Raw genomic sequence first — 24,328 nt, forward strand, 5'->3', positions numbered from 1 at the left:
CCACACAGATTGTCTGATAAATTGTTAAAGAGCAGTGCAACGCGGCTTTCGCTCACCGTTGCGAGGTCCCGTATATTACGTTTTCCTCATTCAGAGTCAAGCGATTATTTCACACTTTTCTCTGCCGACGTTCATCGCTGAACCCCGCTGACCCGGCGGCTTGCGTGCCGTTGTTCCGTGTCAGTGGAGGCGCATTATAGGGAGTTCTTCGCCGCTGACAAGCGTAAATTTGAAAAAAACTTCTGACCGCCTATTTTTTACCCAAAACCGTGCTATAGCGCGAGTTTTTCGAGCGTTTCGAAGCCATAACGATACAAAACGGGTAAAAGTTGCTCAGTCTCAGGCGTCAACGCCATGCAATAGGCGATATTCGCGTCGGCAGATTTCGCATCTGGGGCTTCATGTTCAAGTAGCCAGGCTGTGCGGCGGGCAATTGCCGCCCCTGAATCCACCAGCCGGGTGCCTTCCGGAAGTACGGCCAGAAGTTCTTCCTGCAACAATGGGAAATGGGTACAGCCCAGCACCACCGTATCCGGCGGTTCTGCCATTCGCAGCCATGGACGCAGAATACGGCGCAACTCTTCGAGCGATACCGCCTGGCCGTGCAGTTTGGCTTCAGCCATCTCAACCAGCTCGGCAGACCCTAACATCGCAATCTGGCATTCATTCGCAAAGCGTTCGATCAATTCGCGGGTATAAGGACGCTTAACCGTGCCGCGCGTCGCCAGCAGTCCCACCACGCCATTCGCCGTCAGGCGCGCAGCAGGTTTAATTGCCGGAACCACGCCGACAACCGGAAACGGGAACTTTTCACGTAATGCCGGAAGGGAGACCGTACTGGCGGTATTACAGGCAATCACCGCCAGTGCGAGGGGATACTGCTCCTGGACGGCGGTAACGATCTCAACGACGCGTTCGACAATAAATGCTTCGCTCTTCTCCCCATAAGGGAAAGCCACGTTATCGAATGCATAGATGTAATGAAGATCCGGCAGAAGCTGCCGAATCTCATCATAGACGGAAAGTCCACCAACGCCGGAGTCAAACACCAGTACGGTGGGACGTGGGTCAGAAGGTGTAGCTGCCAGACAAGGTGTATTCCCGTCCTGCAGTTTCGTAGCCATAAACTGTCTCGTAGTCTTTATCGAACAGGTTGGCTATTTTACCACGAACTGTAAGGTGAGAGGTGACAGGATATGAAACTGCGAGATCCCACAGGCTTACGCCGCCCATTTTCACTCTGCGAGAGCTATCATAATCGTAGTCGTAGCGCTCACCCATATATTGATAAGTCACATCCCAGCCCAGATCGTAGATCTGACCGGTCAGATCGTATTTGACCTGCTGCTTAGCGCGCCGATACAACTGCTGGTCAGTTTCATCATCTCGCGGATCGACATATTGTAACGTGAGACGATGGACTACAGGCCCGGTCGTGAAATCACCCGTCCACTCCAGCCCCTTGATGGTGGCAGATTTGACGTTGAAGTACGCGTTATTGTTGTAATCGATCAGGTTTTCAATTTCGTAATGATAGGTTGAGAGGCGCCAGTCGAGAGGACCCGTCACGCCTTGCAGGCCTGCTTCCCATTGTTTCGACTCTTCTGGTTTCAGGTTCGGGTTAGAGGCGATACCAAAACGTTCAGCACCAAACTGCTGCCCCAGCGAAGGCGCCAGGAAACCTGTTCCGTAAGAAAGGGTGAATTTATAGTCTTCCACAAATTCCCAGCCGGCTGCCGTTTGCCAGGTGCCATGCCAGCCAAACTGTTCGTCATGATCTTCACGACCAGAAGCCTCAAGCGTTACGCTTTCAATCTGCTGCTGGCCGGTAAGATACAGACCGGTGGTGTCTCGCTTATAGTCGTCGGTGCTGGCTGTGCCCAGAGAGCTTAACTTCTCTTGTTTCCAGTCAACACCGCCACTGACTGAGCCATGCCCAACGATGACATTGTTACCCCACTGGATATAACGCTGTTCCATATCATCCAGAGAGTAGCCTGGCGCGTAGCGGCCAGTCTCGCTGCTATAGTTATAATCTTTTATTCGCTGATAGTTAGCGACTAACTGCGAAGAATAGATCCCTGAGTGAAAGCGCATCGCGGTATCCCAGGACTGGGTATAGTTCTGATGTTCATCGCTGCCGCCAGGATATCCCCAGTTACCCTGGTCATAATCCGCATTACTGGAATAGCCATAGCCACGGAAATAACCGTCAAAGTTTTCATTGAACTTGTGTTCGATACCGCCCCAGAACAGCTTATTACGGTAGCCATCGCGATCGCTGTCGCCGCTATAAGATGAATTTGGCTGAACGTTGAAGCCCTTAGTTGTCTGATAAGCGCCTGCCGCGGTAATGACGGTATCCTCAAAGCGCTGACGATATGTCCCGTCATATTGCTGATAACCTTTAGAACCAATGCCAGCATTAATCTGCGAGCGCTCTTCTCCCGTCATGGTAATGATATTAACGACGCCGCCAATTGCACCTGAGCCATAGACTGCAGAGCGCGGCCCACGGATATACTCAATTCTCTGGACCAGTGAAACCGGGATCTGATCGATATCAGAGCTATTAGAGATGCCCGGGCGCGCAACGGGAATTCCGTCCACTAATACCAGAACATGTTTTGCCTCTGTCCCGCGAACGAAAAGCGAAGAGCTTTGCCCCATGCCTCCATTTTGTGCAATATCTACACCCGGCAGGCGACGCATAACATCGAGCACAGTTTTCGATTGCCAGCGATCAATATCTTCACGGGTCACGATATCGGTCGGTGCCAGGACGGTATTTACAGGTTGTTGAAAACGGTTTGCCGTCACCACCATCGCGTCTGCGCTATCCTGCGCCCAGCCCGAAAATGCCGTGACGGAAAGCGCCGTCAACAGCGATACTTTTTTAATCATTGTAAAAGCATCCACAATATAAGAAGGATGCCGCAGGCCTCATCCATAGCACGCGATGATGAAACCAAATGCGACGTGATCCCGGCAGGTCTTCGGGCTAGGTGGCTTTATAAGGATGAAGACTTCCCATTTTCACAGTGTCTACAGCTCTCATCCCGCCAGTCTTTACCGCTGCGCGTCAGCTCCAGATTTGCACTGGATTCCCTTTTCACTCATAAGAGACCGGAAACATAATGCTACATTTAGACACGTATAGATGTCCAGACTGCCGTTAACCATCTAAGGCTGGACATCCCCTGTACAATCCCTACAATCCCCGCGTAATTCATCATCAACAGGAAGCATCATGACCCCAGAACACCTCCCGACAGAACAGTACGACGCGCAACTGGCAGAAAAAGTCGTCCGCCTGCAAAGTATGATGACGCCTTTTGCTGCGCCTGCGCCTGAGGTGTTCCGCTCCCCCGTCAGCCACTACCGTATGCGTGCCGAATTCCGTATCTGGCACGACGGCGACGACCTGTATCACATCATTTTCGATCAGCAGACCAAAAGCCGTATCCGCGTGGACAGTTTCCCGGCGGCCAGCGAGCTGATTAACCAGTTGATGACGCTGATGATGGATGGCGTGCGCAATAATTCCCTGCTGCGCCATAAGCTGTTCCAGATTGACTACCTGACCACCCAAAGTAATCAGGCCATCGTCTCGCTGCTGTACCATAAGGCATTGAATGACGAGTGGCGCCAGGCGGCAGAAGCCCTGCGCGATGCGCTGCGTGCGCAGAACATCAACGTGCATCTGATTGGCCGCGCGACCAAAACCAAAATCGTGCTGGATCAGGATTATATTGATGAACGCCTGCCGGTGGCCGGGAAAGAGATGATTTACCGCCAGGTTGAGAACAGCTTTACTCAGCCGAACGCCGCTATGAACGTGCAGATGCTGGAGTGGGCGCTAAATGCCACCGAAGGTTCAACCGGCGATCTGCTGGAGTTGTACTGCGGTAACGGCAATTTCTCGCTGGCGCTGGCGCGTAACTTCGAACGCGTACTGGCCACCGAAATTGCAAAACCGTCGGTCGCAGCCGCGCAATACAACATTGCTGCAAACCACATCGATAATGTGCAGATCATTCGTATGTCGGCGGAAGAGTTTACTCAGGCGATGAACGGCGTGCGGGAATTTAACCGTCTGCAGGGGATCGATCTGAAGAGCTATCAGTGTGAGACCATTTTTGTCGACCCCCCGCGTAGTGGGCTGGACAGCGAAACCGAAAAAATGGTGCAGGCGTACCCGCGTATTCTTTATATTTCCTGTAATCCCGAAACCTTATGCAAGAACCTGGAAACATTAAGCCAGACGCACAAGGTTGAACGTCTGGCGTTGTTCGATCAGTTCCCGTATACGCACCATATGGAATGCGGGGTGTTGCTGACGGCCCGGTAAATCGTTATTGCCGGGAGGCGTTGCGCTTACCCGGCCTGGAACATTTTACTCTGGCAGCTGCTGCTTACGGTTACGCATTTTAATGCCAATCCAGAACACCAGCGCCACCGACAGTACCGCCGGCAGGAAGTTGGAACCGATATCCGGATACTCTGCGCGCACCACGGTGCTATACAGCAGGACGCCCAGAACAAAGAACGCCGCGGACAACGCTGGTAAGCCTACCGGCATAGTGCGATTGAGATAACGCTGATGCAGACAGTACACCGTCAGCACCAGAGAGATCATCGGGAAAACCGAGAACGGTACAATAGAGCTAAAAATTGCTGCGAACGTACCGTTAATGGATAAGCCAGCGATCAATGCCAGCAACAATGTTCCTTTATCCTGTCCTGTCTGTTTCATTACTCACCTTTCACTCATCGGATTGATGCGCCAGTTTTTCTTGTTCACGGCGATACCAGTAATAAGCACCTTTAGAGATCATCCGCAGTTGCAATACCAGTCGCTCTTCGAGTTGCTTGCGTTGTTCAACGCTCACATCCAGTGCCTCGGCGCCTGCACTGAAGACTATTGTTACCATCGCCTCGGCCTGCGCCTCAGTGAAGGCGCGCGGCATATGGTTTTCGAGTTCAAGATAGTCGGCAAGTTCCGCAATAAAATGCTGAATCTCGCGCGCCACAGCGGCACGGAATGCTGCCGAAGTGCCAGAGCGTTCCCGCAACAATAAACGAAACGCATTGGGATTATTGCCAATAAACTCCATAAAAGTGGAAACAGAGGTGCGGATCACGCTGCCCCCTTTGGCGATACGCTGACGCGCCTGGCGCATCAGCTGGCGCAGCATCAGCCCGCTCTCATCCACCATTGTCAGACCCAGTTCGTCCACGTCACGGAAATGACGGTAGAAAGAGGTAGGCGCAATCCCGGCTTCGCGTGCGACCTCGCGCAGGCTCAGACTGGCAAAACTTCGCTCAGCACTCAGCTGACTGAATGCGGCTTCCACCAGCGAACGCCGGGTTTTCTCTTTTTGTTGTGCTCTTACGCCCATCACGATAGTTGAATCCTTCCAAAGGCCCGCTGGCACTATACCAGAGAATAAATTTAATCGGTTTACCTGGCTTCGAGAAAGAGGGTTTACATGCTGTTTGTGCTCCATCACGCGAAAAGAGCACAACGATAATTGGGTTATCCGGCCCATTATGTTACTATTCTGTTGCTTTTATGTATAAGAACAGGTAAGCCTTACCATGTCACATTCCTACGATTACGACGCAATAGTTATTGGTTCCGGCCCCGGTGGCGAAGGCGCTGCCATGGGGCTGGTTAAACAGGGTGCCAGAGTAGCGGTAATTGAGCGCTACCATAACGTTGGCGGCGGTTGTACCCACTGGGGCACCATCCCTTCCAAAGCCCTCCGCCACGCCGTCAGCCGCATTATTGAATTCAACCAGAACCCTCTCTACAGCGATCACTCCCGTCTTCTCCGCTCTTCTTTCGCCGATATTCTGAATCACGCTGATAACGTGATTAATCAGCAGACGCGGATGCGCCAGGGTTTTTATGAACGTAACCACTGCGAAATTCTGCAGGGCAGTGCGCATTTTGTCGATGAGCATACGCTGGCGCTGGAGTGCCATGACGGTTCTGTTGAGACAATCACCGCAGAGAAATTTGTCATCGCCTGCGGCTCGCGTCCGTACCGTCCGGCAGATGTGGATTTCTCGCACCCGCGCGTCTACGACAGCGACTCCATTCTGAGCCTGCATCATGAACCGCGCCATGTGCTGATCTACGGCGCCGGGGTGATCGGCTGTGAATATGCCTCTATCTTCCGCGGCATGAACGTGAAGGTCGACCTGATTAACACCCGCGACCGTCTGCTGGCCTTCCTCGATCAGGAGATGTCCGACTCGCTGTCGTATCACTTCTGGAACAGCGGCGTGGTGATTCGTCACAACGAAGAGTACGAGAAGATCGAAGGCTGTGACGATGGCGTGATCATGCACCTGAAATCGGGCAAAAAGCTGAAAGCAGACTGCCTGCTGTACGCCAATGGCCGTACCGGTAACACCGATTCGCTGGCGCTGGAGAACATCGGTCTGACCACCGACAGCCGCGGGCAGATCAAGGTTAACAGCATGTACCAGACCGCTCTGCCGCATATCTATGCCGTAGGCGATGTGATTGGCTATCCAAGCCTGGCGTCAGCGGCTTACGACCAGGGGCGCATTGCGGCTCAGGCGCTGGTGAAAGGTGAAGCGACGGCGCATCTGATCGAAGATATTCCGACCGGTATTTACACCATTCCGGAAATTAGCTCCGTCGGGAAAACCGAGCAGCAGCTGACGGCCATGAAGGTGCCTTACGAGGTGGGTCGCGCCCAGTTTAAACATCTGGCGCGGGCGCAAATCGTGGGGATGAGCGTGGGTACGCTGAAGATTTTGTTCCATCGCGAGACGAAAGAGATCCTCGGCATTCACTGCTTCGGTGAACGTGCGGCGGAAATCATTCATATCGGCCAGGCGATCATGGAACAAAAAGGTGGCGGCAACACCATTGAATACTTTGTTAACACCACCTTTAACTACCCGACCATGGCGGAAGCTTATCGGGTAGCGGCGCTCAACGGCTTAAACCGCCTGTTTTAAGATACTGTCGAAATGGCCATCCATTGCACCACGGATGGCCTCTGCCAGCTGCTCATAGCGGCTGCGCAGCGGTGAACCCGGGCGATAAACCAGGCCAATCGTTCGGCGCGGCTCTGGTTTAATACAGGGCAGATAGACCACGCCATCACGCTTACGCTCGCGCGGTACCGCCAGCGCAGGCAGCAGGGTAATCCCGCTTCCCGCCGCCACCATGTTGCGCAGCGTTTCCAGGCTGGTTGCGCGGAAGTGGGTATCTTCATCGGCACCCGCTTCAAAGCAGAAGCCCATCGCCTGATCGCGCAGACAGTGGCCATCTTCCAGCATCAGCAGCTTTTCACCCGCCAGATCGGCCATCGGCACGCGATCGCGGCTGGCCCACGGGTGATCTTCATAGATTGCCAGCATCATAGGCTCATCAAACAGCGGCACTTCGATAAAGGCTTCGCTCTCTTTCACCAGCGCCAGAATGGCACAGTCGAGCTTGCCGCTATCTAACTGCGCCAGCAGCTGATGGGTTTGCGCTTCATGCAGGTACATTTCGAGTTTAGGGAAGGTCTGATGCAGCAGCGGAATGATATGCGGCAACAGGTACGGGCCAACGGTTGGGATCAGGCCAATATGCAGCGGGCCGGACATGGTCTCCCCCTGCTGGCTTGCCATTTCCTTGAGCACTTTGACCTCGCGCAATACGGTGCGCGCCTGATCCACCAGCAGCAAACCGGCCTGGGTGAACAGCACTTTACGGCTGGTACGCTCCAGCAGCATCACACCAAGCTCGTCTTCCAGCTTACGGATCTGACCGCTAAGCGTAGGCTGGCTGACGTGGCAGGAGTCTGCCGCGCGGCGAAAATGACGATGTTCGGCTAACGCCACCAGGTATTCAAGATCACGAATATTCATTATTCATCCTCCGTCGCCACGATAGTTCATGGCGATAGATAGCATAGCAACGAACGATTATCCCTATCAAGCGTTCTGTTGAATAATGCATCACAGAGACGAGGCGGTACCGATTACCCTTGAAGTCCTGCCCCGTCTCACGAGTTTCTCTCAAAACTCGAACAACTAAAGCCAACGTGAACTTTTGCGGACCCCGTGGTCCGCTTTTTTTTGCGTAAACAGCTGAGATAAAAACAAAATGGCAACCGAGGTTGCCATTTTTAGTCTCTGCTCCCTCTCCCTGTGGAAGAAGGCTGGGGTAAGGGCACCCCGCACGAATCACACTAAGCGGTTTTTCGCATCCGTAATCGCCTGCGCTACCTGCTTCGGCGACACGCCACCTTTCGCCGCACGCTTGTCCAGACACGACTGTAGCGCCAGAATCGGATAGACATCATCGCCAATCACGCTGCTGAATTTCTGCAGATCGGTAAGCGGCAGATCTTCCAGCGCTTTACCCTGACGAATGGCCTCTACCACCGCTTCGCCGACAATATGGTGCGCTTCACGGAACGGGACGCCTTTCGCCACCAGGTAATCCGCCAGCTCGGTGGAGTTGGCATACCCCTGCTGCGCCGCTTCCTGGCAGCGAGGGCGCTTCACCTGAATGCCGTCCAGCACCAGGGCCGCCATATGCAGGCAGTCCAGCCAGGTGTCGAGCGCGTCGAACAGCCCTTCTTTGTCTTCCTGCATATCTTTGTTGTACGCCAGCGGCAGCCCTTTGAGGGTCATCATCATGCCGGTCAGCGCGCCCTGCACGCGGCCACACTTGCCGCGGATCAGCTCCAGCGCGTCCGGGTTTTTCTTCTGCGGCATCAGGGACGAGCCGGAGGTCACGCGGTCAGACAGCTCCACAAAACCGGCTTCGCCAGAGTTAAAGAAGATCAGATCTTCGGCAAAGCGCGACAGGTGCACCATACCGATAGAGGCATTAGAGAGCAGCTCCAGCACGTGATCACGATCTGACACGCTGTCCAGGCTGTTGCGGGTCGCAGAAGCAAAGCCCAGCCAGCCCGCCAGCTGTTCACGGTCGATTTCATAGGCGGTGCCGGCCAGTGCGCCGCTGCCCAGCGGGCTTACGTCCAGACGCTTTAAGGTATCCTGCAGACGGCTCTCATCACGCGCCAGCATTTCAACGTAGGCCAGCGACCAGTGGGCAAAGGTGACAGGCTGCGCGCGCTGCAGGTGGGTATAACCCGGCATCACCGCATCCTGATTATTCTGCGCGGTTTCCACCAGCGCGCTTTGCAGCTGACGGTTCGCCGCCAGCAGCTCTACCACGGTATCTTTACACCACAGCTTCAGATCGGTCGCGACCTGATCGTTACGGCTTCGGCCGGTGTGCAGCTTTTTACCCAGCTGGCCGACTTTATCGATGAGCTTGCCTTCCACCCAGCTGTGAATGTCTTCGGCATCGCTCTGCAGGATTTGCTGCGGATCCAGACGCACCTCTTCCAGCAGGTTGTTCAGCGCCTCTTCCAGCTGCAGCTGTTCCTCTGTGGTCAGTACGCCAACGGTGACCAGCGCTTTGGACCAGGCCACAGAGCCGACGATATCCTGTTCGGCCAGGCGGTAGTCGAAGCGCAAAGAGTCGTTGAACTGTTTGAACCGTTGATCCGCTGCCTGTGTAAAACGCCCACCCCAAAGTGCCATAACATCGTTCCTTTATTCGTTAGTTCTGCCGGGCGGCGCTACGCTTACCCGACCTACGGTCATTCAATAAAAACTTACGCCAGAATACGCGTGCCAATAGGCGTGCCGTTAAACAACGCCGGAAGCTGCTCCGCGTGGCGCCAGGAGGCGATATCCACCGGGCGGCCCAGCGTGCGGGCGGCATCCAGCGCCGCATTCACTTTCACAATCATACCGTCGGTAATAATGCCCTGCGCGATCAGCTGCTCGGCTTTCGCCGCAGTCATCTCCGCGATGCGCTGGCCTTTGCCGTCCAGAATCCCGCTCACGTCGGAGAGGAGAATCAGGTCTGCACCCAGCGTCGCCGCCAGTGCGGTTGCCGCCTGGTCAGCGTTAACGTTCATCAGCTGTCCCTCTTCGGTCACGCCGATGGAGCTCACTACCGGCAGGAAACCGCCTTCCAGCAGGGTATTGATCAGCTGAGGCGAACCCGGCTGCGCCAGCCCAACGTGGCCGAGCTCTTCGTCGAGCTGGGTCACTTTAACGCTGTCGCCATCGCCCAGGTAGAGGCCTACGGAGGCGATACGGTGTTTCTTCGCCCATGCCAGCAGGGTTTTGTTGGCCGTCCCCGCCAGCGCACCGGTAATGATGTCGATCTGATCGGCGGGCGTCACGCGCAGGCCGTTCTTCTTTTTCACCGGCAGGTTCAGGCCTTTCATTAACTCATCGACCACACAGCCGCCGCCATGAACAATCACCAGCGGGCGTTGGTGTGATTCGCGATAGTTGACCAGCGCGGTAAACAGGCGCTCCAGCGCCTCTTCGCTGTCCAGCAGTACACCACCAAGCTTGATAATTAATGGGTTCATCATCACACCTTAAATAAGAGACTGCGTTTCAGCATAGCCAAAACGGATATTTGCGCACTGCATTGCCTGGGCGGCAGCGCCTTTCAGTAGGTTATCTTCTGCGGCCACCACAATCAGGTGCTCGCCCTGCACGGCGAAGCCGATATCGCAGAATGGCAGGCCGACCACGTTTTTCAGCGCTGGCACGCCTTTGTCATACAGACGCACCAGTGGTTTATCCGCATACGCCTGAGTAAAGGCCTCACTCACCTGCTCTTTGGTTACGCCCGGCTTCAGGCGGCAGGTGATGGTTTCGAGGATGCCTCGCGGGAAGCTGCCCAGATGCGGGGTGAAGATGACATCCGCACCCAGATGAGTGGTGATTTCCGGGTGATGGCGGTGGTTAAACACGCCATACGGCTGCAGGCTCACTTCGCAGAAGCTGTTAGAGATCGCCGCTTTGCGCCCTGCTCCACTCACGCCGCTGGTGGCGTTGATCACCGGCCACTGATTCAGATCCAGCAGACCCGCGTCGATCAACGGTTTCAGGGAGAGCTGCGCCGCCGTTGGGTAGCAGCCCGGAACGGCAATCAGATTCGCTTCTTTTAGTTTGTCCGCGCTCCACTCCGCCAGGCCATAGACGGCTTTCTCAAGCAGATCGGGGTGCTGATGGGTGAAACCGTAGTATTTTTCATAGAATGCCGCGTCGTTCACGCGGAACGCGCCGGAGAGATCGAATACCACGCAACCGGCCGCCAAAAACTGCGGTGCCAGATCGTGGCTGACTTCATGGGCGGTGGCTAAAAACACCACGTCCACGCCGTCGGTAAACTCGCGGATATCCGACATTGGCTGCAATGGCAGATCGACAATCCCTTTAAGCTGCGGATGTAAATCGGAAATTAACTTTCCTGCATCATTGCTTTGCGCTGAGACAGTCAAAGCGGTTATGGTCATATGAGGATGGCGATTCACGTAGCTTACAAGCTCTGCGCCCGCATAACCGCTAGCGCCTACAATCAGCGTATTCAACATCGGGTTCCTTTATGCTCAACGTTAATGTATTTTTATTCACATTTATTGCATGAATATTGATACTATCACGACCTAAGGTGTGTCAACAATGAAAATGAATTTACCGCCATTTATCGAGATTTACCGCGCCCTGATTGCCACGCCGTCCATCAGCGCAACGGAAGAAGCGCTGGATCAGAGTAATGAGACTTTAATCAATCTGCTGGCAGGCTGGTTCAGCGATCTCGGGTTTAGGGTGGAGGTTCAGCCGGTTCCGGGAACCCGTAACAAATTTAACCTGCTCGCCAGTACTGGCCAGGGTGCGGGCGGCCTGCTGCTGGCGGGACACACCGACACCGTTCCGTTTGATGACGGACGCTGGACGCGCGATCCCTTCACCCTGACCGAGCATGACAACAAGCTCTACGGGCTGGGCACCGCCGACATGAAAGGCTTCTTTGCCTTTATCCTCGACGCCCTGCGTGACGTTGACGTGACAAAACTGAAAAAGCCGCTCTACATCCTGGCAACAGCCGATGAAGAGACCAGCATGGCCGGCGCACGCTACTTCTCTGAAAACACGGCAATTCGCCCGGATTGCGCCATCATTGGTGAACCGACGTCTCTGCAGCCGATTCGCGCCCATAAAGGCCATATCTCCACGGCAGTGCGCGTGCTGGGCCAGTCCGGCCACTCCAGCGATCCGGCGCGCGGCGTGAATGCCATTGAGCTGATGCACGACGCCATTGGCCGCATCATGACGCTGCGTGACGATCTGAAGGAGCGTTATCATTATGAGGCCTTCACCGTGCCGTATCCGACCCTGAACCTGGGTAGCCTGCACGGTGGCGATGCGTCCAACCGTATCTGCGCCTGCTGTGAACTGCATATGGATATCCGCCCGCTGCCGGGCATGACCCTAAGCGATCTGAATGGCTTACTGAACGAAGCGCTGGCACCGGTGAGCGAACGCTGGCCGGGCCGCCTGACGGTTTCCGATCTGCATCCGCCGATCCCGGGGTACGAGTGCCCGCCGGATCATCAGCTGGTGGAAGTGGTGGAAAAACTGCTCGGCGAGAAAACCGACGTGGTGAACTACTGCACCGAAGCGCCGTTTATTCAGACCCTTTGTCCGACCCTGGTGCTTGGCCCTGGCTCTATCAACCAGGCGCACCAGCCGGATGAATACCTGGAGACCCGCTTCATCAAGCCCACCCGGGAACTCATTACCCAGGTTGTGCATCACTTCTGCTGGCATTAATTATTTTCCCCTCTCTTCACGGTGAGGGGAAAACCCATGATCCCGGTCACATTCTCATAAGCATCTCTTATCTGACGTAAAGCGAATTAAATTTCGTAAATTGTCCGTATTTATTCGTTTGCTGAACCGTTTTCGCAGCAATTGACGACAGGGGTTTTACGTGGCTTTATAAAGGGAGATGACAAAATAATGTCCGTAAGATGTCGTGCCGGGCATAAACAAAAATGATGGGGTGACTGGGTTTTTATGAACGAACAATATTCCGCGTTGCGTAGTAATGTCAGTATGCTCGGCAAGGTGCTGGGAGATACCATCAAGGATGCGTTGGGCGAGAACATTCTCGATCGCGTTGAAACAATCCGTAAGCTGTCCAAATCTTCCCGTGCCGGTAACGAAGCCAATCGTCAGGAGCTGCTCACCACCCTGCAGAACCTCTCCAGTGACGAACTGCTCCCTGTTGCCCGTGCCTTCAGCCAGTTCCTGAACCTGGCGAACACTGCCGAGCAGTACCACAGCATTTCGCCGAATGGCGAAGCGGCAAGCAACCCGGAAGTGATTGCCCGCACGCTCAGAAAACTCAAGGACCAACCCGATCTTAACGAAGCCACTATCAAAAAGGCCGTCGAGTCCCTGTCGCTGGAGCTGGTGCTTACCGCCCACCCAACCGAAATCACCCGCCGTACCCTGATCCACAAAATGGTGGAAGTAAACAACTGCCTGAAGCAGCTGGATAACAAAGAGATCGTTAACTACGAGCGTAACCAGCTGATGCGCCGTCTGCGCCAGCTTATTGCGCAATCCTGGCATACCGATGAAATTCGTAAGCACCGCCCAAGCCCGGTTGATGAAGCCAAGTGGGGCTTTGCGGTGGTGGAAAACAGCCTGTGGGAAGGGGTGCCAAACTACCTGCGCGAGCTGAATGAACAGCTGGAAGAGAACCTCGGCTACCGCCTGCCGGTGGATTTTGTGCCGGTGCGTTTCACCTCCTGGATGGGCGGCGACCGCGACGGCAACCCGAACGTGACCGCCGACATCACTCGCCACGTGCTGCTGCTGAGCCGCTGGAAAGCCACCGATCTGTTCCTGAAAGATATTCAGGTGCTCATCTCTGAGCTGTCGATGGTTGAAGCCACACCAGAACTGCGCGAGCTGGCCGGTGAAGAAGGCGCCAGCGAGCCGTACCGTTATCTGATGAAAAAACTGCGCGGCCAGCTGCTGGCGACCCAGGCCTGGCTGGAAGCGCGCCTGAAAGGCCAGCGTTTGCCGAAGCCGGAAGGCCTGCTGAGCCAGAACGAGCAGCTCTGGGATCCGCTGTATGCCTGTTATAAATCGCTGCAGGCCTGCGGCATGGGTATCATCGCCAACGGCGAGCTGCTCGACACCCTGCGCCGCGTGAAGTGTTTTGGCGTGCCGCTGGTGCGTATCGATGTGCGTCAGGAAAGCACCCGTCACACCGAAGCGCTGGGCGAGCTGACCCGCTATCTCGGTATCGGCGACTATGAAAGCTGGTCAGAAGCCGACAAACAGGCCTTCCTGATCCGCGAGCTGAACTCCAAACGTCCCCTGCTGCCGCGCAACTGGGAGCCAAGCAACGAAACCCGCGAAGTGCTTAACACCTGCAAAGCGATCGTTGATGCACCAAAAGGATCGGTGGCTGCCTATGTGATCTCCATGGCGAAGACCCCATCTGACGTGCTGGGCGTTCATCTGCTGCTGAAAGAGGCCGGCATCGACTACGCCCTGCCGGTGGCGCCGCTGTTCGAAACCCTTGATGACCTGAACAACGCCAACGACGTAATGACCCAACTGCTGAACATCGACTGGTATCGCGGCTTTATTCAGGGCAAGCAGATGGTGATGATTGGCTATTCCGACTCCGCAAAAGATGCGGGCGTAATGGCAGCATCCTGGGCGCAGTATCAGGCGCAGGACGCACTGATCAAGACCTGCGAGAAAGCGGGTATTGAGCTGACGCTGTTCCACGGACGCGGCGGTTCTATCGGTCGTGGCGGCGCGCCTGCTCATGCGGCGCTGCTTTCCCAGCCGCCGGGCAGCCTGAAAGGCGGACTGCGTGTGACCGAGCAGGGCGAGATGATCCGCTTCAAATACGGTCTGCCGGAAGTGACCATCAGCAGCCTGTCGCTGTACACCAGTGCCATTCTGGAAGCTAACCTGCTGCCGCCGCCGGAGCCGAAAGAGGCCTGGTGCCATATTATGGATGAGCTGTCAGATATCTCCTGCGATCTGTACCGCGGCTACGTGCGTGAGAACAAAGACTTTGTCCCTTACTTCCGCTCGGCAACGCCAGAGCAGGAGCTGGGCAAACTGCCGCTCGGTTCTCGTCCGGCAAAACGTCGCCCGACCGGTGGTGTTGAATCTCTGCGTGCGATTCCGTGGATCTTCGCCTGGACGCAAAACCGCCTGATGCTGCCGGCCTGGCTGGGTGCCGGTGCCGCTCTGCAAAAAGTGGTGGACGACGGTAAGCAGAGCGAGCTGGAGGCCATGTGCCGCGACTGGCCGTTCTTCTCCACCCGTCTGGGGATGCTGGAGATGGTGTTCTCGAAAGTCGACCTGTGGCTGGCGGAATACTACGATCAGCGTCTGGTAAAACCTGAGCTGTGGGCGCTGGGTAAAGAGCTGCGCGAGCTGCTTGAAGGCGACATCAAAGTGGTGCTGGATATCGCCAACGATTCCCACCTGATGGCCGATCTGCCGTGGATTGCGGAGTCTATCCAGCTACGTAACATCTACACTGACCCGCTGAACGTTCTGCAGGCTGAGCTGCTGCACCGCTCACGTAAAGCAGAAGAAGAGGGCCAGGAGCCAGATCCGCGCGTGGAGCAAGCGCTGATGGTGACCATCGCGGGCGTTGCGGCGGGGATGCGTAACACCGGTTAAGGCTTTTATGCCCGGCGGCGCTGCGCTTGCACGGCCTGCTTATCGTAGGCCGGGTAAGCGTAAGCGCCACCCGGCAAATTTCGATACCACCACTATGCACCACGATATCACCGCAATCCTGACCGATCTGATTAAGGGTTCGCCGCCGCTGGGCCAGGTCCAGTTTGCGCCTTCGGCCGAACGGATCCCCAACGCTTCTCCTCGTCTTGCCATTGTTCTTGATGGCGAAACGCATGACGCGATCTTTTCTTCCGTCGGGTTTACTAATCCCATTCATTCCGCCACCTTGCTCAGCCTGAGTTTCGGTAAGCAGCAGCTGACTCTCCAGCTCCAGCGTGACAACACCGTTTTGCTCCAGCAGCAGGTCGCCAGACGCGGGCCGAGAACGGGTGCCTTTCTTCTGCAAACCCTTGCGGAGCTACAAATGCAGCCTGATGAGCAGGTCACGGCCAGACTGGTGATATTGAGCCTGCTAAGCCACTGCCGCGACCTGCTGAGCAGCGATATTCATACGGCCTCGCGCAGCCGGGCGCTGTTTGAAGCCATTCGAAGTTACATCGAAGAACACCATGCCTCAGCCCTTACCCGCGAGTCGGTGGCGCAGGCGTTTTACATTTCACCGAACTACCTTTCGCATCTTTTTCAAAAAACCGGCAGCGTGGGATTCAATGAATTCCTGACCACAACCCGTCTCGAGCATGCCCGGCAGTTGCTCAAAGGCTACGATCTGAAAATCAAAGATATTGCCGCGCACTGCGGTTTTACGGACAGTAACTACTTCTGCCGCCTGTTTCGCAAGCACACCGAGCGTTCTCCCTCAGAATATCGCCGCCAGTATCACAGCCAGCTTACTGCCAAAACCTAGCATTGTGATCGTCCTCTCACTTCGCTAAGGACCTTACATTTGTCCAGTATTTGGCAAAATTGACCTCTGGCTCCCGCTATCAGGCCCGCCGTATCCTTAATTCAGCCCCGCTGACTTAAGGAAAAATAATGGAACTGTATCTGGATACCGCCAACGTGGCGGACGTTGAACGTCTTGCCTGCATCTTTCCCATTGCCGGCGTGACCACCAACCCGAGCATTATTGCCGCCAACGGCGAATCCATATGGGACGTGCTGCCGCGCCTGCAAAAAGCGGTCGGTCCGGACGGCATTCTGTTTGCCCAGACCATGAGCCGCGATGCACCGGGTATGATCGCCGAGGCCAGACAGCTGAGCAGGGCTATCCCCGGTCTTGTGGTCAAAGTCCCGGTGACAGCTCAAGGGCTTATTGCCATCAAAACTCTTAAAAAAGAAGGCATTACCACCCTCGGCACGGCAGTTTACAGCGCGGCGCAGGGTTTGCTGGCCGCGCTGGCAGGTGCGAAGTATGTTGCGCCCTACGTCAATCGCGTGGACGCCCAGGGCGGAGACGGGATCCGCACGGTGCAGGAGCTACAAAGCCTGCTGGAACTGCACGCGCCAGACAGCATAGTGCTGGCCGCCAGCTTCAAAACCCCGCGTCAGGCGCTGGACTGCCTGCTCGCCGGATGTGAAGCGATCACGCTGCCGACTGATGTCGCGCAACAAATGCTCAATACCCCGGCGGTAGAGTCAGCCATAGAGAAGTTCGAGCAAGACTGGAATACCGCGTTTGGTAACCTCTACCTCTAAAAGGAGACATGCTATGGACCGTATTATTCAATCACCCGGTAAGTACATTCAGGGTGCCGATGTCCTGACCCGCCTCGGTGATTATCTTAAGCCATTGGCGGCACGCTGGCTGATTGTGGGCGATAAGTTTGTGCTGGGTTTTGCCGAAGAGACGCTGCGCCAGAGCTTCAGACAGGCTGAACTCTATGTCGAAATTGCCCCCTTCGGCGGTGAATGCTCGCAAAGCGAGATCGACCGTTTACGTGAGCTGGCGAAAAATGCTGATTGCCAGGCGATCCTCGGCATCGGCGGCGGTAAGACGCTGGATACGGCAAAAGCGCTGGCGCATTTTATGGATGTCCCGGTCGCCATCGCGCCGACCATTGCCTCTACCGATGCGCCCTGCAGCGCGCTGTCCGTCATCTACACCGACAGCGGCGAATTCGATCGCTATCTGATGCTACCGCATAACCCGAACATCGTGATTGTGGATACCAAAGTGGTGGCTGGTGCCCCTGCACGTCTGCTGGCTGCCGGGATTGGCGATGCGCTGGCAACCTGGTTTGAAGCCCGAGCCTGCTCGCGCAGCGGCGCCATCACAATGGCAGGCGGCAAATGTACTCAGGCCGCGCTGGCGCTGGCCGAACTGTGCTACAACACCCTGATTGAAGAGGGTGAAAAAGCGATGCTGGCGGCGGAACAGCATGTGGTGACCCCTGCCCTTGAGCGGGTGATTGAAGCCAACACTTACCTGAGCGGCGTCGGTTTTGAAAGCGGTGGGCTGGCGGCGGCGCACGCCATTCACAACGGTCTGACCGCCATCCCGGATGCCCATCATTACTATCATGGCGAAAAAGTGGCGTTTGGCACGCTGACCCAGCTGGTGCTGGAGAATGCCCCGGTTGAAGAGATAGAAACCGTTGCAGCACTCTGCCACAGCGTAGAGTTGCCCATCACGCTGGCGCAGCTGGATATCACCACGGATATTCCCGCCAAAATGCGTCTGGTGGCAACCGCAGCCTGTGCGAAAGAGGAAACGATCCATAACATGCCGGGCGGTACAACGCCGGACCAGGTGTATGCCGCCTTGCTGGTAGCCGACCAGTATGGACGGCGCTTTTTGCAGGAGTGGGAGTAGCCGTCTAGCCCGGCGGCGCTGCGTTTGCACGGGCCTGCAAAATTCGTAGACCGGATCAGGCGAAGCCGCCATCCGGCAAAAAAATCCCCGCCGGAGCGGGGATTTTCTGTTTACAGCAGATCAAACCGGTCGAGGTTCATCACTTTCACCCATGCCGCGACAAAGTCGTTCACGAACTTCTCGTGGGCATCGCTGCTGGCGTAAACCTCAGCCAGCGCACGCAGCACGGAGTTAGAGCCAAAGACCAGGTCAGCACGGCTCGCCAGGTATTTCACTTCGCCGCTCACGCGGTCGCGGCCTTCAAACAGTTCGCTGGATTCATCGGTGGCTTTCCACTGCGTGCCCATATCCAGCAGATTGACGAAGAAGTCAGTACTGAGTACGCCCACGCGATCGGTAAAGACGCCGCTCTTACCACCATCGAAGTTAGCGCCCAGCACACGCAGCCCGCCCAGCAATACCGTCATCTCTGGCGCGGTCAGCGTCAGCTGCTGCGCTTTATCAATCAGTAACGACTCAGTGGTCGACACGTCGATAGCCGCACGGTAGTTACGGAAACCATCAGCCACCGGCTGCAGGAGAGTAAACATTCCGATATCGGTCTGATCCTGACGCGCGTCAACGCGGCCCGGCGTAAAGGGTACGGTGATGCTGAAGCCAGCAGCCTTCGCCGCCTGTTCGACGCCCACCACACCGGCCAGCACGATGATGTCGGCCAGCGACGCTTTATGCGCCGATTTATAAATGCCTTCCAGCACCGGCAGCACGCGCGCGGCTACGGCGTTGACATCCCAGCTGCGCTGCGGCGCCAGCGCCAGACGTGCGCCGTTGGCCCCGCCACGCTTATCGCCACCGCGGAAGGTGGAAGCCGACGCCCATGCCACCGACACCAGCTCACTGACCGACAGCCCGGAAGCCGCAATGTCATCTTTCAGGCTCTGGATATCTTCAGCGCTCGGGTGGAAGAACGGCTGCGGCAGAGGATCCTGCCAGATAAGCTCTTCTTTCGGCACTTCTGGTCCGATATAGCGGGAAATCGGTCCCATATCACGGTGGGTCAGCTTGAACCACGCCCGGGCGAAGGCTTCGTTAAAGGCCTGGGGATCGTTCAGGAAGCGACGGGAGATCTTGTCGAACTCTGGATCGAAACGCAGCGTCAGGTCGGTCACCAGCATGGTCGGCTTACGTTTTTTTGACGGGTCGAACGGATCGGGCATGATTTCCGGCGCATTCACCGCTTCAAACTGAATCGCCCCGGCCGGGCTGCGGGTTTGCACCCAGTCATATTTATAAAGGTTCTCAAAGAAGTAGTTGCTCCACTGGGTCGGCGTCTGCGACCAGATCACTTCCAGGCCGGAGGTAATGGCGTCTGCCCCGATACCGGTACCGTGGGTGCTGGCCCAGCCCAGGCCCTGAGCCTCAAGCGCGCCGCCTTCCGGATCGACACCTACGTGGCTGGCTTCCCCTGCGCCGTGAGTTTTGCCCAGCGTGTGGCCGCCTGCGATCAGCGCGACGGTCTCTTCATCGTTCATCCCCATATTGCCAAAGGTGGCACGGATAGCCGCCGCCGCCGACAGCGGCTCGCCGCTGGCGTTTGGTCCTTCAGGGTTTACGTAGATTAGCCCCATCTCGGTGGCGCCAACGGCGCTTTTCGCCAGGCTTTCCGGGTGACGATGCTCAAGCCAGGCTTTTTCATCGCCCCAGTTAACGTCGAGATCCGGCTCCCACACGTCTTCACGACCGGCACCAAAGCCAAAGGTTCTGAAGCCGGAGTTTTCCAGCGCCACGTTACCGGCGAGAATAAACAGATCAGCCCAGGAAATTTTCTGGCCATATTTTTGTTTGATCGGCCACAGCAGACGACGCGCCTTATCGAGGCTGACGTTATCGGGCCAGGAGTTGAGCGGAGAGAAACGCTGCTGGCCACGCCCCGCGCCGCCGCGCCCATCCACAGAGCGATAGGTGCCCGCGCCGTGCCACGCCATACGAATGAACAGACCGGCATAGCTGCCCCAGTCCGCAGGCCACCACGGCTGCGAGTCTGTCAGCAGAGCCTTCAGATCGCCTTTCAGAGCAGAATAATCTAATTTGCTGAATTCTTTACGGTAATTGAAATCTTTACCTAGCGGATTGGAACGTTCGGAATGCTGATTAAGAAGGTCGATACGAAGCTGTTTGGGCCACCAGTCCCGGCTATTTGTGCCGGCACCCGCACTCTTGTCATAACTGCCCTGATGGAAAGGGCACTTACCTGAATTCTGGTTCTCGTCGGACGTACTCATCGCTCTGCTCCCCTTATGGTTTTATCGTTAGGATATACACCACCGGGAACAAGAGATAATTGAAACCATCCACAGATTTGATAGTTAATTCCGTTGTTATCTATCTGAAATATAAAAGCCCTCACACTTTTGAGGGCTTTGACTTTACAGACCCGGGCGAACCCCCAGGGTATGGCAGATCGCGTAGCTCATTTCGGCACGGTTGAGGGTATAAAAATGGAAATCTTTTACCCCTTCGCGGCTTAAAATCTTCACCATGTCCATGGCGATACTGGCGCCTACCAGCTTGCGGGTTTCGGCGTCATCGTCCAGGCCTTCATACATCTTCGCCATCCAGTGCGGGATGCGCACGTTGGTCATGTCGGCAAATTTTTTCGCCTGTTTGAAGTTAGAGACCGGCAGAATGCCCGGAATAATTTCAACGTCGATACCTGCGGAGACGCAGCGGTCGCGGAAGCGCAGATAGCTCTCGACATCAAAGAAGAACTGGGTGATGGCGCGGTTCGCACCCGCATCCACTTTGCGCTTCAGGTTGAGCAGATCCGCCTGGGCGCTTTTCGCTTCTGGATGAACTTCCGGGTACGCCGCGACGGAAATATCGAAGTCACCGACCTCTTTCAGCAGGCCAACCAGATCGGTGGCGTACATCTCCGGCTTACCGCTGCCTGGCGGCAGGTCGCCACGCAGGGCCACGATATGACGGATACCGTTGTTCCAGTAATCCTGGGCGATGGTGCGCAGCTCATCACGGGTGGCATCAATACAGGTCAGATGCGGCGCAGCTTCCAGACCGGTACGATCCTTAATGCCCTTGATGATGCTGTGCGTGCGGTCGCGCTCGCCGGAGTTGGCACCGTAGGTCACGGAGACAAACTTAGGTTTCAGGCTGCTCAGGCGATCGATAGAGGCCCACAAGGTCTGCTCCATTTCACTGGTGCGCGGCGGGAAAAATTCAAAAGAGACGTTAATCTGGCCGTTTACTTCTGCCAGGCTCTGATTCAGGGCTTCCCGCTGGTTGGCGTGAAAAAAGCTCATACCTTACCTCATCAATCGCGTGTCGTTGTTTGTTGTGTTCGAACTTCTATACGTTTAGACGTCCAGATGTAAAAATGACGGAAAAGCGGACTGGCGTCAACTGAAAATATCATCATTAACGGTGAGGAATGTTCAGGGAAGGTGAAATAAGTTCAGGATGGGGACGACTATTCCCTCGCCCTTTTGGGGAGAGGGAATGGCTGAGGGGAAGTTACAGCAGCTGCGCCAGACGGTTGATATCTGACTGGATCGCTCCGGCGGTCACGTCGCGGCCCGCCCCTGGACCGCGGATCACCAGCGGATTATCGCGATACCAGCGGCTTTCAATGGCAAAGACGTTATCACACGGCAGGAGTGCCGCCAGCGGATGTTCCGGACGTACGGCCTCAACGCCAACGCGCGCTTTGCCGTTGGCATCAAAACGCGCCACATAGCGCAGCACCAGACCCATTTCGCGGGCCGCTTCCAGACGCTGTAGCATCTGCTCGTTCAGCGCGTCACCGTTCTCGAAGAAGTGATCGACAGACCCCTCTTCGCAACCTGCCGGCACCAGCGACTCGACGCGCACCTGACCCGGCTCGATGTCATAGCCCGCTTCACGCGCCAGGATTACCAGCTTACGCATTACGTCTTTCCCTGAAAGGTCAACGCGCGGATCCGGCTCGGTCAGCCCCTGCTGCCACGCCTGATCCACCAGGTCGGTGAAGGGAACAGTGCCATCAAACTGCAGGAACAGCCAGGACAGGGTGCCGGAGAAGATACCGCTGATCGCCAGAATACTGTCGCCGCTTTCGATCAGATCGCGCACGGTGTGGTTCACCGGCAGACCAGCACCGACGGTGGCGTTGTAGAGCCATTGACGACCCGTTTTTTCAAACGCGTCGTGAATTTGACGATAGTTGCGGGTATTGCTGGCGCCCGCCAGTTTATTGGCGCTGATCACATGGAAACCGTGGCTGGCGAAATCAAGATACTGATCGGCCAGCTGCTCGCTGGCGGTAACATCCAGCACCACCAGATCGTCATACGGATGGGCACGCATCCACAGGAACAGCGACTCCTCATCCTGTTCGACGGCTTCATCGTTGAAAAAGGCCAGCGCACGGCTGGCGTCCAGCCCTTCGTAATTGAGCAGGCTGCGGCGGCTATCCACCACGCCAGCCAGCACAAATTCAAAGCCGGTACGCGCTGAGAGCGTGGTCTGTTCGCGGGCAAACAGCTCCAGCCAGCGGGAACCGATATTGCCTTTGCCAAACAGCATCAGGCCGATACGTTTTTCGGCGCGGAACAGCGACTGATGCAGACCCTGGATCAGGCTCTCCGTTGGCCCGGCGCGCATCACCGCCACCAGGCTGATGCCCTCTTCTGACTGCCAGGTAAACTCCACCGGCTGGCCTTTCAGCTGCTGCCAGAAGCGGTGGCAGTGCAGCGGGTTACGGGTGACGCCCGCACCCACCATCGCGATAAGCGCCAGCCCCTGGCGCAGACGAAGCTCGCCCGGCAGACCCGCCTCATCCAGAATCTTCAGCGCGCTGTCGGCCACTTCTGCGGTGTAGCAGAACTGCAGCAAATGTCGGTCAGTATGCACACCCACGGCCAGCGGGCGCACCTGGGCGCGCTTAAGGATCAGATCAATCTCTTTATGCGCCTGCCTGAAATCCAGCCCGGCGGGAACGAGGAACTCGATCAGGCAGATATCGTCATGGCTGGTGACGATACGCGCCCCCGTGCCGGAGGCCAGCACGCGCTCGATACGGGTCGACCCCTGATCCGGCGTATAGCTACAGCGCAACTGCAGGTCAATATCGCTGCCGGAAACCGGCTGCAGGGTACGGGCGTGGAGAACCGGCGCCGCCAGACGGGCCAGCTCGCTGGCTTCGTCGAGACGCAGCAGCGGCAGCAGGCACGCATCTTTAACCTTGCGCGGGTCGGCGCTATAGACGCCGGCCACGTCGCTCCAGATGGTGACGCGAGAAACGCCCGCCAGGGCACCGATTTGCGTTGCGGAGTAGTCGGAGCCGTTACGTCCCAGCAGTACGGTTTCACCTGCGTTGCTGCGGCTGATAAAGCCGGTCACAACAATGCGTTTATTCGGATGCTGCACCAGCAGCTGCTGGAGCAGTGGATAAGAGAGGCCTTCATCCACCTGCGGCTGGGCACCGCGTTCGGCGCGCAGGAAGTCACGCGCGTCCAGCCATGCGGCTTCCAGCCCCTGCTGTTGCAGGACGGCTGCCATCAGACGGGCAGACCACACTTCGCCGTGGCCCACCACCTCTGCGTAGACCGCATCGGTCACGCCGCTGTCAAGTAACGTGGCCAGATGTTCCAGATCGTGGATAAAGGTGCTAATCAGGCCATCGGCCACGTCGGCAGGCAGTAAACCGGCAATCAATTCACTCTGATAACGGCGTAACGCTTGCTGAACCTGATGCGCAGAGAGACGATCGGTCTGGCTTAACTTCAGCCAGCTAATCAACTGGTTGGTGGTGCTGCCCGCCGCAGAGACAACCATCATGTCCCCCGGCATCGAATACTCTGCCATGATCCCCGCGACCCGCAGGTAACATTTCACATCGGCAAGACTACTACCACCAAACTTGTGCAGCTGGCGACCCTTCGCCCCTGCCTGCGCTATCACACTCAT

The 24,328-nt window shown here is 56.5% G+C and carries 18 protein-coding genes and 1 riboswitch; of the genes, 7 read left to right on the forward strand and 11 right to left on the reverse strand.

Going from position 1 to position 24,328, the window contains the following annotated elements:
- Positions 1-272: 272 nt before the first annotated feature.
- Together murI and btuB are read right to left on the reverse strand one after the other, a co-directional pair.
- The gene (gene murI / locus MXM41_RS20890; protein ID WP_325934143.1) at positions 273-1,124 is read right to left on the reverse strand and encodes a glutamate racemase; all 852 of its coding nucleotides are present in this window, start codon (positions 1,122-1,124) and stop codon (positions 273-275) included.
- Positions 1,069-2,904: a TonB-dependent vitamin B12 receptor BtuB gene (gene btuB / locus MXM41_RS20895; RefSeq protein WP_325934144.1), complete on the reverse strand. Its 1,836-nt coding sequence runs from the start codon at positions 2,902-2,904 to the stop codon at positions 1,069-1,071. The genes murI and btuB overlap by 56 nt, the downstream gene beginning before the upstream one ends.
- Positions 2,905-2,969: 65 nt before the next feature.
- Positions 2,970-3,146: riboswitch (cobalamin riboswitch) on the reverse strand.
- Between the two features lie 104 nt (positions 3,147-3,250).
- On the opposite strand from btuB, the gene trmA reads away from it, so the two are divergent.
- Positions 3,251-4,351, forward strand: coding sequence for a tRNA (uridine(54)-C5)-methyltransferase TrmA (gene trmA / locus MXM41_RS20900; RefSeq protein WP_325934145.1), 1,101 nt, complete (start codon positions 3,251-3,253; stop codon positions 4,349-4,351).
- Between the two features lie 45 nt (positions 4,352-4,396).
- Here trmA and MXM41_RS20905 read toward each other — a convergent pair whose 3' ends face one another.
- Together MXM41_RS20905 and fabR are read right to left on the reverse strand one after the other, a co-directional pair.
- The gene (locus tag MXM41_RS20905; RefSeq protein WP_325934147.1) at positions 4,397-4,756 is read right to left on the reverse strand and encodes a YijD family membrane protein; all 360 of its coding nucleotides are present in this window, start codon (positions 4,754-4,756) and stop codon (positions 4,397-4,399) included.
- A 10-nt stretch (positions 4,757-4,766) separates the two neighbouring features.
- The gene (fabR, locus tag MXM41_RS20910; RefSeq protein WP_032615233.1) at positions 4,767-5,405 is read right to left on the reverse strand and encodes an HTH-type transcriptional repressor FabR; all 639 of its coding nucleotides are present in this window, start codon (positions 5,403-5,405) and stop codon (positions 4,767-4,769) included.
- Between the two features lie 196 nt (positions 5,406-5,601).
- Here fabR and sthA point away from each other — a divergent pair, with 196 nt between their 5' ends.
- The gene (gene sthA, locus MXM41_RS20915; protein ID WP_103177481.1) at positions 5,602-7,002 is read left to right on the forward strand and encodes a Si-specific NAD(P)(+) transhydrogenase; all 1,401 of its coding nucleotides are present in this window, start codon (positions 5,602-5,604) and stop codon (positions 7,000-7,002) included.
- Here the strand turns inward: sthA and oxyR are convergent.
- The 4 genes from oxyR to argC all read right to left on the reverse strand — a co-directional run bounded on the left by oxyR (position 6,985) and on the right by argC (position 11,456).
- On the reverse strand, positions 6,985-7,902 hold the full coding sequence (gene oxyR, locus MXM41_RS20920) for a DNA-binding transcriptional regulator OxyR (protein ID WP_325934150.1): 918 nt from the start codon (positions 7,900-7,902) through the stop codon (positions 6,985-6,987). The genes sthA and oxyR overlap by 18 nt on opposite strands.
- 318 nt (positions 7,903-8,220) lie before the next feature.
- Entirely contained in the window at positions 8,221-9,594 is a 1,374-nt protein-coding gene (argH, locus tag MXM41_RS20925) for an argininosuccinate lyase (RefSeq protein WP_325934151.1), read from the reverse strand.
- Positions 9,595-9,668: 74 nt separating this feature from the next.
- Entirely contained in the window at positions 9,669-10,445 is a 777-nt protein-coding gene (gene argB / locus MXM41_RS20930) for an acetylglutamate kinase (protein ID WP_325934152.1), read from the reverse strand.
- Positions 10,446-10,451: 6 nt separating this feature from the next.
- Positions 10,452-11,456 carry an N-acetyl-gamma-glutamyl-phosphate reductase gene (gene argC, locus MXM41_RS20935; protein ID WP_325934153.1) on the reverse strand — a complete coding sequence of 335 codons (1,005 nt, stop codon included), beginning with the start codon at positions 11,454-11,456 and terminating at the stop codon, positions 10,452-10,454.
- 88 nt (positions 11,457-11,544) lie between these two features.
- On the opposite strand from argC, the gene argE reads away from it, so the two are divergent.
- From argE to gldA, 5 genes are all read left to right on the forward strand, one after another.
- Entirely contained in the window at positions 11,545-12,696 is a 1,152-nt protein-coding gene (gene argE / locus MXM41_RS20940; RefSeq protein WP_325934154.1) for an acetylornithine deacetylase, read from the forward strand.
- Positions 12,697-12,942: 246 nt separating this feature from the next.
- Positions 12,943-15,594: a phosphoenolpyruvate carboxylase gene (gene ppc, locus MXM41_RS20945; RefSeq protein WP_325934155.1), complete on the forward strand. Its 2,652-nt coding sequence runs from the start codon at positions 12,943-12,945 to the stop codon at positions 15,592-15,594.
- A gap of 94 nt (positions 15,595-15,688) precedes the next feature.
- Positions 15,689-16,459 (forward strand): AraC family transcriptional regulator, encoded by a 771-nt coding sequence (locus MXM41_RS20950; protein ID WP_325934253.1) that lies wholly within the window; start codon positions 15,689-15,691, stop codon positions 16,457-16,459.
- A gap of 128 nt (positions 16,460-16,587) precedes the next feature.
- Entirely contained in the window at positions 16,588-17,250 is a 663-nt protein-coding gene (fsa, locus tag MXM41_RS20955) for a fructose-6-phosphate aldolase (RefSeq protein ID WP_325934157.1), read from the forward strand.
- Between the two features lie 13 nt (positions 17,251-17,263).
- Positions 17,264-18,367, forward strand: coding sequence for a bifunctional L-1,2-propanediol dehydrogenase/glycerol dehydrogenase (gene gldA / locus MXM41_RS20960; protein ID WP_325934158.1), 1,104 nt, complete (start codon positions 17,264-17,266; stop codon positions 18,365-18,367).
- Positions 18,368-18,477: 110 nt separating this feature from the next.
- Here the strand turns inward: gldA and katG are convergent, their stop codons facing one another.
- The 3 genes from katG to MXM41_RS20975 all read right to left on the reverse strand — a co-directional run bounded on the left by katG (position 18,478) and on the right by MXM41_RS20975 (position 24,328).
- Positions 18,478-20,649, reverse strand: a complete 2,172-nt coding sequence (gene katG, locus MXM41_RS20965) for a catalase/peroxidase HPI (protein ID WP_325934160.1) — start codon at positions 20,647-20,649, stop codon at positions 18,478-18,480.
- Between the two features lie 144 nt (positions 20,650-20,793).
- A complete protein-coding gene (gene metF / locus MXM41_RS20970; RefSeq protein ID WP_325934161.1) occupies positions 20,794-21,684 on the reverse strand; it encodes a methylenetetrahydrofolate reductase in 891 nt (296 codons plus the stop codon).
- Positions 21,685-21,895: 211 nt separating this feature from the next.
- Positions 21,896-24,328, reverse strand: a complete 2,433-nt coding sequence (locus tag MXM41_RS20975; protein ID WP_325934162.1) for a bifunctional aspartate kinase/homoserine dehydrogenase II — start codon at positions 24,326-24,328, stop codon at positions 21,896-21,898.

Origin of the sequence: Leclercia adecarboxylata (genome assembly GCF_035787115.1) — a bacterium.
In the GTDB taxonomy this organism is placed as follows: domain Bacteria; phylum Pseudomonadota; class Gammaproteobacteria; order Enterobacterales; family Enterobacteriaceae; genus Enterobacter; species Enterobacter adecarboxylatus_E.

What these genes read in the sequence shown, in the direction of transcription:
- argE (WP_325934154.1), top strand. Translation starts at nt 11,545, where the DNA reads ATGAAAATGAATTTACCGCCATTTATCGAGATTTACCGCGCCCTGATT.
- sthA (WP_103177481.1), top strand. Translation starts at nt 5,602, where the DNA reads ATGTCACATTCCTACGATTACGACGCAATAGTTATTGGTTCCGGCCCC.
- oxyR (WP_325934150.1), bottom strand. Translation starts at nt 7,902, where the DNA reads ATGAATATTCGTGATCTTGAATACCTGGTGGCGTTAGCCGAACATCGT.
- katG (WP_325934160.1), bottom strand. Translation starts at nt 20,649, where the DNA reads ATGAGTACGTCCGACGAGAACCAGAATTCAGGTAAGTGCCCTTTCCAT.
- MXM41_RS20905 (WP_325934147.1), bottom strand. Translation starts at nt 4,756, where the DNA reads ATGAAACAGACAGGACAGGATAAAGGAACATTGTTGCTGGCATTGATC.
- argH (WP_325934151.1), bottom strand. Translation starts at nt 9,594, where the DNA reads ATGGCACTTTGGGGTGGGCGTTTTACACAGGCAGCGGATCAACGGTTC.
- trmA (WP_325934145.1), top strand. Translation starts at nt 3,251, where the DNA reads ATGACCCCAGAACACCTCCCGACAGAACAGTACGACGCGCAACTGGCA.
- argB (WP_325934152.1), bottom strand. Translation starts at nt 10,445, where the DNA reads ATGATGAACCCATTAATTATCAAGCTTGGTGGTGTACTGCTGGACAGC.
- MXM41_RS20950 (WP_325934253.1), top strand. Translation starts at nt 15,689, where the DNA reads ATGCACCACGATATCACCGCAATCCTGACCGATCTGATTAAGGGTTCG.
- murI (WP_325934143.1), bottom strand. Translation starts at nt 1,124, where the DNA reads ATGGCTACGAAACTGCAGGACGGGAATACACCTTGTCTGGCAGCTACA.
- metF (WP_325934161.1), bottom strand. Translation starts at nt 21,684, where the DNA reads ATGAGCTTTTTTCACGCCAACCAGCGGGAAGCCCTGAATCAGAGCCTG.
- ppc (WP_325934155.1), top strand. Translation starts at nt 12,943, where the DNA reads ATGAACGAACAATATTCCGCGTTGCGTAGTAATGTCAGTATGCTCGGC.
- fsa (WP_325934157.1), top strand. Translation starts at nt 16,588, where the DNA reads ATGGAACTGTATCTGGATACCGCCAACGTGGCGGACGTTGAACGTCTT.
- argC (WP_325934153.1), bottom strand. Translation starts at nt 11,456, where the DNA reads ATGTTGAATACGCTGATTGTAGGCGCTAGCGGTTATGCGGGCGCAGAG.
- btuB (WP_325934144.1), bottom strand. Translation starts at nt 2,904, where the DNA reads ATGATTAAAAAAGTATCGCTGTTGACGGCGCTTTCCGTCACGGCATTT.
- MXM41_RS20975 (WP_325934162.1), bottom strand. Translation starts at nt 24,328, where the DNA reads ATGAGTGTGATAGCGCAGGCAGGGGCGAAGGGTCGCCAGCTGCACAAG.
- gldA (WP_325934158.1), top strand. Translation starts at nt 17,264, where the DNA reads ATGGACCGTATTATTCAATCACCCGGTAAGTACATTCAGGGTGCCGAT.